The sequence below is a fragment of the Marinobacter shunpengi genome, assembly GCF_045449695.1.
Lineage (GTDB): Bacteria > Pseudomonadota > Gammaproteobacteria > Pseudomonadales > Oleiphilaceae > Marinobacter.
Genome location: NZ_JBJJKZ010000011.1, coordinates 1 through 12,485 on the forward strand (window position 1 = coordinate 1; position 12,485 = coordinate 12,485).

11 protein-coding genes and 1 tRNA gene are annotated in these 12,485 nt (G+C 61.2%); all 12 read left to right on the forward strand.

Features of this window, described 5'->3' with window-relative positions:
* Window positions 1–134 precede the first annotated feature (134 nt).
* The 12 genes from ACJO2E_RS06385 to yajC all read left to right on the forward strand — a co-directional run bounded on the left by ACJO2E_RS06385 (window position 135) and on the right by yajC (window position 12,426).
* Window positions 135–887, forward strand: coding sequence for a flagellar basal body rod protein FlgF (locus ACJO2E_RS06385; RefSeq protein WP_406962936.1), 753 nt, complete (start codon window positions 135–137; stop codon window positions 885–887).
* A gap of 80 nt (window positions 888–967) precedes the next feature.
* Window positions 968–1,756 carry a flagellar basal-body rod protein FlgG gene (flgG, locus tag ACJO2E_RS06390; protein ID WP_406962938.1) on the forward strand — a complete coding sequence of 263 codons (789 nt, stop codon included), beginning with the start codon at window positions 968–970 and terminating at the stop codon, window positions 1,754–1,756.
* Between the two features lie 21 nt (window positions 1,757–1,777).
* Window positions 1,778–2,488: a flagellar basal body L-ring protein FlgH gene (flgH, locus tag ACJO2E_RS06395; RefSeq protein ID WP_406962940.1), complete on the forward strand. Its 711-nt coding sequence runs from the start codon at window positions 1,778–1,780 to the stop codon at window positions 2,486–2,488.
* 14 nt (window positions 2,489–2,502) lie between these two features.
* Window positions 2,503–3,582, forward strand: coding sequence for a flagellar basal body P-ring protein FlgI (locus tag ACJO2E_RS06400; RefSeq protein ID WP_406963008.1), 1,080 nt, complete (start codon window positions 2,503–2,505; stop codon window positions 3,580–3,582).
* 8 nt (window positions 3,583–3,590) lie between these two features.
* Window positions 3,591–4,628, forward strand: coding sequence for a flagellar assembly peptidoglycan hydrolase FlgJ (gene flgJ / locus ACJO2E_RS06405; RefSeq protein ID WP_406962942.1), 1,038 nt, complete (start codon window positions 3,591–3,593; stop codon window positions 4,626–4,628).
* Window positions 4,629–4,633: 5 nt separating this feature from the next.
* Window positions 4,634–6,646, forward strand: a complete 2,013-nt coding sequence (gene flgK, locus ACJO2E_RS06410) for a flagellar hook-associated protein FlgK (protein ID WP_406962944.1) — start codon at window positions 4,634–4,636, stop codon at window positions 6,644–6,646.
* Between the two features lie 20 nt (window positions 6,647–6,666).
* A complete protein-coding gene (gene flgL, locus ACJO2E_RS06415) occupies window positions 6,667–8,229 on the forward strand; it encodes a flagellar hook-associated protein FlgL (protein WP_406962946.1) in 1,563 nt (520 codons plus the stop codon).
* Window positions 8,230–8,313: 84 nt separating this feature from the next.
* Window positions 8,314–8,400 (forward strand) — tRNA-Leu (locus ACJO2E_RS06420).
* Window positions 8,401–8,680: 280 nt separating this feature from the next.
* On the forward strand, window positions 8,681–9,631 hold the full coding sequence (locus tag ACJO2E_RS06425; protein ID WP_406962948.1) for a hypothetical protein: 951 nt from the start codon (window positions 8,681–8,683) through the stop codon (window positions 9,629–9,631).
* A gap of 180 nt (window positions 9,632–9,811) precedes the next feature.
* Entirely contained in the window at window positions 9,812–10,882 is a 1,071-nt protein-coding gene (gene queA, locus ACJO2E_RS06430; RefSeq protein WP_406962950.1) for a tRNA preQ1(34) S-adenosylmethionine ribosyltransferase-isomerase QueA, read from the forward strand.
* A gap of 10 nt (window positions 10,883–10,892) precedes the next feature.
* The gene (gene tgt / locus ACJO2E_RS06435; protein WP_406963010.1) at window positions 10,893–12,008 is read left to right on the forward strand and encodes a tRNA guanosine(34) transglycosylase Tgt; all 1,116 of its coding nucleotides are present in this window, start codon (window positions 10,893–10,895) and stop codon (window positions 12,006–12,008) included.
* Window positions 12,009–12,063: 55 nt separating this feature from the next.
* Entirely contained in the window at window positions 12,064–12,426 is a 363-nt protein-coding gene (gene yajC / locus ACJO2E_RS06440; protein WP_406962952.1) for a preprotein translocase subunit YajC, read from the forward strand.
* Window positions 12,427–12,485 lie beyond the last annotated feature (59 nt).

Below are 12,485 nucleotides of genomic sequence, written 5' to 3' on the forward strand. Positions count from 1 at the left end.
TCCCGTGCCCCGGCTCCAGCCCCCGCAACCAGAATGCCTACCTGAAAACAAAGCTTGGCCATGCATCTGGCACAACTCCTGCAAGAACCCCGAAAACGACGTAAAAACGTCAGATATCCGGCAGGAGTTTTCCCATGGACAAGTCCCTCTACATCGGTATGTCCGGTGCCAAACAGAACATGCTGGCCCAGCAGGCACACGCCAACAACCTTGCCAACGTCAACACCACCGGCTTCAAGAAAGACTTTGCCCAGGCTCGCAGCATGCCCGTGTTCGGCGAACACCATCCGACGCGGGCCTACGCCATGACCGAAAGGCCCGGCACCGATTTTGCGCCGGGGTCGCTGCAGCAGACCGGCCGCGACCTTGACGTGGCCGTTAAAGGTGAAGGCTGGCTCGCAGTCCAGAACCAGCAGGGTGAGGAAGTGCTGACGCGCTCCGGCAGCCTCCAGGTGGACGTGAACGGCATCGTTCGTCTTACTTCCGGTGAACCGGTCCTCGGCAATGGCGGGCCCGTGGCGCTGCCGCCATACGAACGGCTGCTGGTCGGGGCTGACGGCACCATCTCCATCAAGCCCGTTGGCGGCCCGGCGGACCAGTTGGTGGAAGTGGACCGGCTGAAGTTGGTCAACCCGCCCCAGGACGCCCTTATGAAAGGCGATGACGGTTTTATCCGCCGCAAGCCCGGTGAGGCGCTGGATGGCCCGGAAGCCCCCGATGCCGACGCCCGGGTGGTGTCCGGCTACCTGGAGAGCTCCAACGTCAACGCCGTCGAGGAAATGATTGCCAACCTGGAGCTGTCACGGCAGTTCGAAATGCAGGTGAAGGTTATGCAGCGCGCCGATCAGAACGCCGAGTCAACGGCACGACTGTTGCAAAACCTCTGATAACGACACGATTACCGGCCTGACCACCCGGAAAGCGGCAAAACCTCGCCGCTGGGTGGCAGCCATAGAGGAGTCCAGACATGCATCCAGCACTTTGGGTCAGTAAGACCGGCCTCAGCGCCCAGGACACGAAGATGACCACCATCTCCAACAACCTGGCGAACGTGAATACCACCGGTTTCAAGAAAGACCGGGCGGTGTTCCAGGACCTGCTGTACCAGATTGAACGCCAGCCAGGTGGTCTCAACACCCAGAACGCCGAACTACCGTCCGGCCTGCAACTGGGTACGGGGGTCCGTGTGGTGGGCACCACCAAGCAGTTTACCCAGGGCAACCTGCAGGTGACCGAGCAGCCGCTGGATGTCGCCGTCAACGGCCGCGGATTCTTTCAAATCCAGATGCCCGACGGTGAGGTTGCCTATACCCGGGATGGCCAGTTCCAGCTCAACTCCGATGGGGACATGGTGACACCGGACGGCTACCTGCTTGAGCCCAACATCAACATTCCCGAGAACGCCACCAGCGTCACCATCGGCAAGGACGGCACCGTGTCAGCGATGGTTGAGAACCAGGCTGACCCGGTGAACCTGGGCGAGATCCCGCTGGTGGACTTCATCAATCCCCAGGGTCTGCAGGCGATGGGGAATAACCTGTTCCGGGAAACCGCCGCCAGTGGTGATCCCCAGGAAGGTGAGGCCGGCATAGGCGGCTTCGGCACCATCGAGCAGGGCTCGACAGAGGCCTCCAACGTCGAGGTGGTCGAGGAAATGGTGAACATGATCACCACCCAGCGCGCCTACGAGATGAACTCCAAGGTGGTGTCCGCATCCGACCAGATGCTCCAGTTCATCACCAACAATATCGGTTAAACGGTCAGCAAGGTGACTGCCATGATGCGCCTCAACCCCACACGTCCTGCCACACTCCACCGCCGGGGGTTCACCCTGGCGCTGGTGTGCGGCCTGGCACTGCTGCAAGGCTGCCAGTCCATGACGAGGGAGCGTCCGAAACCCAATGATCCGGCCTATGCGCCCGTTCGTGCGCCGTCGATGACCGCGCAGGATGAGCACACCGGGGGCATCTATCGCAAGTCCCGGAACTATAGCCTCTACGGTGACAGCACCGCCCTGAATGTGGGGGACATACTGACCGTGACGCTGCAGGAGTCCACCACCGCCAGCAAGAGCGCCGAAAGCAGCATCACCAAGGATAATGAGATTGGAATGGGGACACCGAGCTTCTTTGGTCGCACCTTCGACAAACTCGGTGGCAGCGCCAACATGGAACGGGATTTCGAGGGTGAGGCGGAAGCGGACCAGAGCAACAGCCTGGCCGGCAGCATCACGGTAACCGTGATCGAAGTGCTGCCCAATGGCGTCCTTCATATCCGCGGTGAGAAATGGCTGTCGCTGACCAATGGCGACGAGTATATCCGCCTGACTGGCCTGGTGCGCCCGGAGGACATTTCCCCGGACAACACGGTGTCGTCCCAGCGTATAGCCGATGCCCGTTTCGCCTATGGGGGCACAGGCGACTTTGACCAGGCTAACCAGCCTGGATGGCTGACCCGATTCTTCAACAGTGAATGGTGGCCGCTGTGACTGTCGCAAGAGCAATGGTATTCGGACTTGGCCTGCTGATGGCTGCCGGCCCGGTGATGGCTGACCGCCTGAAGGACCTTACCCGCGTACAGGGTGTTCGGGACAACCAACTGGTGGGCTACGGCCTGGTGGTGGGCCTCGATGGCACCGGTGACTCGAGCCCGGCCACCGACCAGACTTATCGCAACATGATGAACCGCTTCGGCATCACCATTCCCGAGGGGGTTAACCCCAGTGCCGACAACGTGGCTGCGGTCAGCGTGCACGCCACCCTGCCACCGTTCGCCAAGAACGGCCAGGCGCTGGATATCACGGTGTCCTCACTGGGTAACGCGGACAGCCTGAGGGGCGGCACGCTCCTGATGACGCCGCTCAAAGGCGTGGACGATCAGGTCTACGCCATGGCCCAGGGCAGCCTGGTGGTGGGCGGCTTTGGCGCCCAGGGGCAGGATGGTTCCCGTATCACCGTCAACGTACCCAGTGTGGGGCGGATTCCCAACGGTGCGACCATCGAGCGTGAGGTGAATAGCCCGTTCACCGAGGGCGATACCATCACCCTGAACCTGCTGCGGGCGGATTTCACTACCGCCCGCCGGGTAGTGGAAACCATCAACGGTGAGTTGGGAGAGGGCATGGCCTATGCCCACGATGCCACGTCCGTGTCCGTGAAGGCGCCGCGGGATCCGTCCCAGCGCGTGAGCTTCCTGTCGATCCTGGAGAACATGGAGGTGGACCCGGCGGAGGAGGCCGCCAAGGTGGTCATCAACAGCCGTACCGGCACGATTGTGGTGGGGCAGAACGTACAGGTCAGCCCGGCGGCGGTTACCCATGGCAACCTGACCGTCACCATCCAGGAGAATCCGGAGGTGGACCAGCCCAACCCGTTTGCCCAGGGTGAAACCGTGGTCACCCAGAACTCCCAGATTGCCGTGACCGAGGATCCGGCGCGGATGTTCCAGTTCGGACCCGCCACCACCCTCAACGAGATCGTGCAGGCGGTCAACCAGGTGGGCGCCGCCCCCGGTGATGTGATGGCAGTACTGGAAGCCCTCAAGCAGGCTGGCGCCCTCCGGGCCGAGCTGATTGTTATCTAGGTGACGCCATGCAGAGTTCCGGAATGGACCAGGCACAGTACTACACCGAATTCGACGGCCTGAACGCCCTCAAGGCCCAGGCGAAGACCGACCGCAAGGCCGCCCTTGAGGAAGTCGCACGTCAGTTCGAAAGCCTGTTCCTGTCCGAGATGCTCAAGAGCATGCGCTCCGTGAATGATGTACTGGCCGAGGGTAACTACCTGAACAGCAACGAGTCCGACTTCTACCAGGATATGTTCGACAGCCAGCTCAGCCTTTCCATGAGTCGAGGTCAGGGGATGGGGCTGAGCGAGGCGCTGGTGCGCCAACTGAGCCGCCAGATTCCCGGTATGGACGGGGAGGGCGATGCCCTGGCCGGTGCCCGCCGGACCCTGGCGGATTACGACCGCAGCATGCCGCCGCTGTCGCCGAAACTGCCTGAACGGGTGGACGAGGTGAAGGCGCTGGCGGAGTCCGGGGAATCCGGTGACAACGAGGCACCGACGGCAGGTGTCACCGGTACTGCTCCGGTGGAAGACACCGCTGCCATGCCGGAACGGTTCGACAGCCCGGAACACTTCGTTCGTACCCTGCTGCCGCTGGCGGAGGATGTGGCGGAAGAGTCCGGCATTGATCCCCGCCTGATGGTGGCCCAGGCCGCTCTGGAAACCGGCTGGGGCCGGCACATGATCCGCGGAAATGACGGCAGCCACAGCTTCAACCTGTTCGGTATCAAGGCGGACAGCCGCTGGCAGGGTGAGTCGGTGAATATCGCCACCACCGAGTTCCGCGAGGGCGTGGCCATGAAGGAGCGGGCGGATTTCCGTCGCTATCCGGATTACCGGGAGAGCTTCCGGGATTACGTGACCTTCCTGCAGGACAATCCCCGTTACCGGGATGTGTGGGAAGTGGCCGACCAGCCGGAGGTCTTCGCCGAGCGACTGCAGGAAGCCGGTTACGCCACCGACCCGGCCTACGGGCGCAAGATTCGTAACATCATGGAGGGGGAGCCGTTCGAGGCTGCCCTGGACCGTTTCCAAACCCTGTCCCGGGTTTCTGAGGAGTAATCGCCATGGCAGGTCTGATCAACATTGGCCTGAGTGGGGTGCTGGGGCACCAGAACGCCCTCAACACCACCGGCAATAATATTAGCAATGCCAATACGCCGGGTTACAGCCGCCAGGAAGTCCAGTTCGAGTCCAGCAGCAGCCGCTATACCACCAACGGATATGTGGGGACCGGGGTCGACATCGCCAATATCCGCCGGCTGGCGGACAAGTACCTGGTGGACCAGGTGCGCTCGGACACCTCCCTGTACAACGAGCAGGAGACCCTGCGCAACGAGCTGTCCCGTCTTGATGACCTGCTCGGCGGCGAAGACACGGGGCTGTCCCAGTCCCTGAACAACTTCTTCGCGGCCATGCAGAATGCGGCGGAAGATCCAGGCTCGCTGCCCCAGCGTCAGTTGGTGCTCAGTGAAGCCCAGAGCGTGGTGAACCGCTTCCAGGCCCTGCAGCAGGAATTCATCCAGCAGCGGGAGCTGGTCAAGACCCAGATGACCGAGAACGTGGCGGATGCCAACACCCTGATCAAGAACATTGCCGAGCTGAACCTGGCGATTTCGGAGTCGCCGGGACTGGCACAGGGTAACCCGCCCAATGATCTGCTCGACAAACGGGACGAGGCGATCCGGAAACTGTCCGAAATCGTCAATGTACGGGTGTCGGACTCCGGCGCTGGTCAGGTGAACGTCTCCCTGGCCAATGGCCAGGCCCTGGTGGTGGGCTCGGATGCCGTCCAGTTGGGCACTCGCCGTAACGCGGATGATCCCTCACGGCTCGAATTCACCCTCTCCGACGGCAATCGTACCCAGGTCATCGACGAACAGATTACCGGTGGCAAGCTGGGCGGGTTGAGGCGTTTCGAGAGCGAAGCCCTGATGCCGGCGTTCGACGAGCTGGGCCGGGTGGCCGTTGCCCTGCAGGACACCATGAACCACCAGCACCAGATCGGTATGGACCTGGAGGGCGACCTTGGCGGGTTGTTCTTCAGCGAGATCAATTCCCGGGAAAAGCAGCTGGCCCGGGTCGTGGCCAGCGGCAATAACGCGCCGCCCGGGGACGGTGTGGTGGCGGTGGATATTACCGATACCTCCAGTCTGCCGGCAGGCTCCTGGGCGTTGAACATTACCAGTGAAGACGGTCGCAGCTACGAACTGGTGGATGAGGAAACCGGCAAGGTGGTCAACCAGGGACGACTGCCGGCGGACCTGCCTGCGGAAATCAACATGCCGGGCTTCAATGTCCGTTTGGAAGACGGCACCTTCAGCGAGGGCGACCGGTTCCTGATCCAGCCCACCCGTATGGAAGCCGCCAATATTTCCCTGGAAGTGGAACGGGAAGAGGATCTGGCCTTTGCCAGCCCGGTGCGTGCCGAGGCCGACAGTGGTAACAGTGGCGACGCCACCATCAACCAGGGCGTCATGTTCGATGTCCGCAACCCGAATACCAATGCGCCGCTATCGGAGTTCTCCGTCAAGGGTGAGCTGAATCCGCCCCTGGAGGTGTACTTCACCGCAGACGATCAGTACGAGATCCGGGACCCGGACGGCAATGTGCTCGAGACCGGCACCTACCAGTCCGGCATCAGCAACAAGCTGTTTACCGAGGATCCCTCGGACCCGAACTACCGGGGATTCCAGTTCGAGATCAGCGGCAACCCCCAGGCCGGAGACAGTTTCTCCATTGGCTACAACACCGACGGTTCGTCAGACAACCGTAACGCCGAGATCATGGCCGGGCTGGCCACCAAGAACACCATGAATGGTGGCTCCCAGAGCTTTACCGAGGGCTATGCCGGCCTGGTGGAGCAGGTGGGGGTGAAAACCCGGCAGGCGCAGCTCGACAGCGAGTCCGGCAAGACCCTGCTGGAGCAATCCACCAACCAGCGGGAATCCGTGTCCGGCGTCAACCTGGACGAAGAGGCGGGGCGCCTGATCCAGTACCAGGCTGCCTACAATGCGTCTGCCAAGGTGATGGGGGTGGCCCAGGAGCTGTTTGCCACCCTGCTTACCACCTTCCGATAGGCCGGTTGAGGTGATTTGAGATGATCAGAATATCTTCACAGCAGATCTTTTCCGGTGGCGTCAGCCGCCTGCAGGACCTGAATGTCAACCTGAATCAGACCCAGGAGCAGATCTCCACCGGCAAGCGGGTCAACAACCCGTCCGACGACCCGGTGGCCGCTGCCCGTATCCTGAAGCTGGACCAGGAAGTGGGGCGCATCGAGACCTACCAGCGCAATGTGGGCCTGGCGGAGAACCGGCTGCAGCAGGAAGAGAGCTCCCTGAGCAGCATGATTGATATTATCCAGCGGGTGCGGGAGTTGACTGTCCAGGCGGGTAACGGCTCGCTGTCGGCCCAGGACCGCCAGTCCCTCTCCGCTGAACTGGAACAGCGCCTGGAAGAACTGGCCGCCCAGGCAAACACCCAGGACAGTTCCGGTTCATACATCTTCAGCGGTTTCCAGGGGGAGTCTCCGGCCTTCGCCAAGAGCGTTGACGGCAAGTGGGTCTACCAGGGGGACGAGGGGCAACGTAACCTGGAAATCGATGACGGTGTGAACGTGGCCATCAGTGACCACGGCAAGGATCTCTTCGTCAATATTCCCAGTGCGGGTCCAACCTTCTTCACAGAATCCCATCCGGACAATTCCTCCGGTGCCCGTATCAGCACCGGGGCAGTCCTTGACCCGGAACTGGTGTCCTCGTTCTCACCTACGGATATTGTCGTGGGCATCCGGGCCGGGACGCCGGACGAGTACGTGATCCAGGACAAGGACGGTTACGACTTTTCCGACACCTCCAAGGACCTGGCCACCGGCACCTACACCAGCGGCGAGAGTATCCAGTTCGAGGGCATGCAGTTTGAAATCACCGGTGCCTCGGCGGGAGACCAGTTCGAGGTCAATACCAGCGATAAACAGTCCGTATTCGGTTCCATCGAGAAACTGATCTATGGCCTCAACAACCTGAACAAGCAACCTGAAGCCGCCACTGTCTCCAGCTTCTCTCCGGCGGCGGTGGCTCCCGCCACCGATACCCTGACGGTCAACGGCGTGGCCCTGGATTTCAGCGCCGGGGATACCCTCGATGACCTGGCGAACGCCATCAACAACAGCGGTGACGAAGCGTTGGCGGGGGTGGAAGCCAGGGTCGAGGGTGGGGAACTGAAGATCCTGTCGTCGTCAGACGAAGTCAGCATTGATGCCTCCGGCTGGAGCGGTGACCTGCAGATAGCCGGTGCACGTTTCGATGATATTGGCATTACTGCTGGTGCCGTGGATGCTGGCGCCTCCAATACGGCCCGCTTCCTCAGTTCCCAGGCCGCCTACGACCAGATGGTGGCCGACTCGCTGACCAACCTGGATAGTGCCCAGGACAACATCCTGAAAACCCAGACAGAGATTGGCGGTCGGCTTAACCAGCTCGAGTCTACCGGCGAGTTCCTGGACAATGCCTCACTGTACGCCAAGGATATCCGTTCCCAGCTACAGGATGTTGACTACGCCGAGGCGATCAGCAACCTGTCGTTCCAGAGCTTTGTGCTACAGGCGGCCCAGCAGTCCTTTGCACAGACCTCGCAGCTATCGCTGTTTGACCGCCTGTAAGGAAACCGGCGGCCACGGCGGTTGCTTTCAGGCGGCTCGTCATTATAATCCCTGGCTCCTCCCGGCCTCGGGAGGCATTCTTTTGGCGGCGTGGTGAAATTGGTAGACACGACGGATTCAAAATCCGTTGGGGTAAAACCCGTGGCGGTTCGAGTCCGCCCGCCGCTACCACCTCCCTTGAATCCTGTTATTGCCCTCTCTGGTTCGTTTCCTCTTGAAGTGACCTGGCTCCCATTCTTGCTTTCAGTCACCGATGCAGTCTTGCATTCCGCTGTCGATCCAATACTTTATCATCGGGTTACAAGTTGTTAAGGATGCTCCGCTAACAGGGAATCGTGTACTCGACCCGACTAGTGGAAATCTGCAAGACCACACCGGGTCTTGCTTGGTGGGAGTATTTTCCCACGGAAAAGTCGCCGGATGGCGGATGTAATCAAACAGGGAGAAGACCATGGAAAAGCAGTTTTCGAAGTCGGGTCTGGCAGCCGTCGTTGCCACCACGGTATTGCTTGGCGCCTGTGGGGGCGGCGGTGGAGGTGGCAGTAGTGATAGTGGCGGTGGCGACAGCTCATCACAGCTACAGCTCGATCCGGACGGTTATGGAGAGCGCCAGGCCCAGATCCGCACCCAGACAGACTATGAGGCGGCGGCCCAGGCCTACGAGGACACCGGGAAGATCGATCAACTGGTGAGTGAGGTCGAGAGTACGCTGGGTGTGGCCGGGACTTTGTCCGTTGGTGATCCGGTGGTGCGGGAAGCCGCGACAGAATCGTGCGAAAACGAGGGGGGTACGGTTGATGTTACCACCAGCGACAGCAGTACCCGGGTGGTCTTCGATAACTGCGAGCTGAGCACCACCAGTATTCCCAATCTCCTGCTGGATGGAAGCTATTCACAGGATGTCAGTGGCAACGACACCGACCAGACGATAGTGATCCAGTACAGCATTCGTGGCGAGAACCTTGATACCGGGGGGCCCGTTAGCATTCAGGGCCAGGAAACAGCGCGTATGGTTCAGACGGGGAGCGATGCGGGTTCGTTGACGGTCGCCACCGATCGACTGGAATACCTGCTCGAGGACGACTACGTCGCCCTGGAGGATACCAGGATTGCGGTAAGCGTGGACGGAGACAGTTTCGTCATGGAAATGGCGGCTACTCTGGTCAGCTCTGCTATCGATGGTTATCTGACGGTGTCGACACCGGTAGCGGTGGCGGGGAATATCAATACGACCTGTCCTGCTGAAGGCGCCGTGAGACTGGAGGCCGATGGCTCTGTGGAAGTCAGGTTCGGCCTGAGCACCGGCACCGGCGATGCGGTACTGGTGACCTTGAACGACAGTGACTCACAGGGTTTTGATACCTGTGACGCGGGGAGTGTCTGGGTCCCGGAGAACGGTTGATTCCGGGTATTCCTGTCCTATCCCGGGACCGGCATCGTTGGATGTCGGTCCTTTTTTCGTACACGTCCTACCATCTCAGCGCCCCATGAATTGGACCCCTGATCCCGAGACTGTATAATCCGCGCTTTCCACAACGCTTTCCGACGATCGCCCCCAAGGGGCCATGACGCAGTCCTGTCCATGAACGTTTCCGATTTCCATTTCGACCTGCCCGACGAGCTGATCGCCCGGTATCCCATGGCCGAGCGCAGTGCCTCGCGAATGCTGTCGCTGGACGGCGTGTCCGGGGCGGTGGCGCATCGGCAGTTCCGGGAGCTGCCGGAGCTGCTGGAACCCGACGACCTGCTGGTGTTCAACGACACCCGGGTGATTCCCGCCCGCCTGTTTGGCACCAAGGAAACCGGCGGCAAGCTGGAAGTGCTGGTGGAACGGGTGGTGGCCGATGACACGGTGCTGGCCCATGTGCGGGCTTCAAAGGCCCTTAAACCCGGTCAGGCGGTGCTTCTGGAGGACGGCTCACAACTGGTTATGCTGGACCGGGAAGAGGCGCTGTTCCGCCTGAAAACAGCGAATGGCGGGCCGATTCTCGAGCTTCTGGAAAGGGCTGGTCACATGCCGCTGCCCCCTTATGTTGACCGGCCGGACGAGGGTGCGGACCGGGAGCGCTACCAGACCGTCTACGCCCGCGAGGCCGGTGCAGTTGCGGCACCCACCGCCGGACTTCATTTTGACCAGCCGGTCTTTGATCGTCTTGCCGAGCGGGGTGTGGAAACCGCCTTTGTCACCCTCCATGTGGGCGCCGGCACCTTCCAGCCGGTACGGGTGGATCGGGTGGAAGACCATGTCATGCACAGTGAAGTGGCCACGGTACCCGAGGCCACGGTGGATGCCATCCGCCGGACCCGGGCCAGGGGAGGACGTGTAATTGCCGTAGGAACCACATCGGTACGGTCCCTGGAGTCCGCCAGCCGCGGCGGTGTGGTCCGGCCCATGCGGGGGGAGACGGATATCTTTATCACGCCGGGGTACCGATTCCAGACGGTGGACGCCATGATCACCAATTTCCACCTGCCGGAATCCACCCTGATCATGCTGGTGAGCGCCTTTGCCGGCTACCACAACACCATGGCCGCCTACCGGGAGGCGGTGGCCGAGCGCTACCGTTTCTTCAGCTATGGCGATGCCATGTTCATTACCGGTCAGGAGCCCAGCCTGGGCGCGTTGGCCGACCCAGGAGCCAGTCATGTCTGATCACTGTTTCATGTCTTTCGAGAAGCTGGGAGAGGACGGCAAGGCCCGCCGTGGTCGCCTGACCTTCCCCCGCGGGGTGGTGGAAACCCCGGCCTTCATGCCCGTGGGTACCTATGGCACGGTCAAGGGTATGACGCCCCGGGATATCGAGGCCACCGGCGCCCAGATCATCCTGGGCAACACCTTTCACCTGATGCTGCGCCCGGGTACCGAAGTGATCCGCGCCCACGGTGACCTGCATGATTTCACCCAGTGGCAGGGCCCGATCCTGACGGACTCCGGTGGTTTCCAGGTGTTCAGTCTCGGGGAAATGCGCAAGATCACCGAGGAAGGGGTCAGCTTCCGCTCGCCGGTGGACGGATCGGTGGTGGAACTGAATCCCGAGATTGCGATGCGGGTGCAGCGGGACCTGGGCTCGGATATCGTGATGATCTTTGACGAGTGCACGCCGTATCCCGCCACTGAGAAGCAGGCCCGGGAGTCCATGGAGATGTCCCTGCGCTGGGCTGCCCGCAGCAAAATCGCCCACGGTGACAGTCCGTCGGCCCTGTTTGGTATTATCCAGGGGGGCATGTACAACGATCTGCGCCAGCAGTCCCTGGACGGCCTGATGGATATCGGTTTCGACGGCTATGCCATTGGCGGCCTGTCCGTTGGCGAGCCCAAGGAGGACATGCTGGCGGTACTGGATTACCTGCCCGTACGGATGCCGGAAAACCGGCCCCGCTACCTGATGGGGGTAGGGCGCCCGGAGGATATCGTCGAGGCGGTGCGCCGTGGTGTGGACATGTTCGATTGCGTCATGCCCACCCGCAACGCCCGTAATGGCTACCTGTTCACATCCACTGGTATCGTCAAGATCCGTAACGCCGGCAACCGTCATGACACCGGCCCCCTGGATGCGGAATGTGATTGCTACACCTGTTCACACTTTTCGAGAAGTTATCTACATCATCTTGATAAGTGTGGTGAAATGCTTGGCTCTCAGTTGAACACCATCCACAACCTTCATCACTACCAGAAGCTGATGGCTGGATTGCGTGGGGCTATTGAAGCAGGTACATTGTCCGACTTTGTGGAATCCTTCTACGCCAAGAGGGGCCAGCCGGTACCGCCTCTGGCATGAACCGGGTCCCGGCGACCGTTTTTCCTGAACAACACTTTATTGACGGAGACATCCTATGAAAGCAGTAAAAGCCATGTTGGCCACCCTTCTGGCCGCCGCCACACCTGGCGTCGCCCTTGCCCAGGACGCCGGTCAGGGCATGGGTGTGATGGGCCAGGTCATCTTCTTTGGCGGTTTCATCCTTATTTTCTACCTGCTGATCTGGCGCCCCCAGTCCAAGCGTGCCAAGGAGCACAAGGCGCTGATGTCCGGCCTTAACAAGGGCGACGAAATTGTGACCTCCGGTGGCATGGCCGGTCGGATCTCCCGCGTGACTGATGACTTTATCGTGCTGGAAGTTGCCGACAATGTGGAAGTGAAAATCCAGAAGGTTGCCGTTGGCGCGGCCCTGCCCAAAGGCACTCTGAAAGACATCTGAACTTACTGACCAGGGAGGCCGCCGTGCAGGCGGCCCGAAGGCGGTCAAGAAAGGGCTCC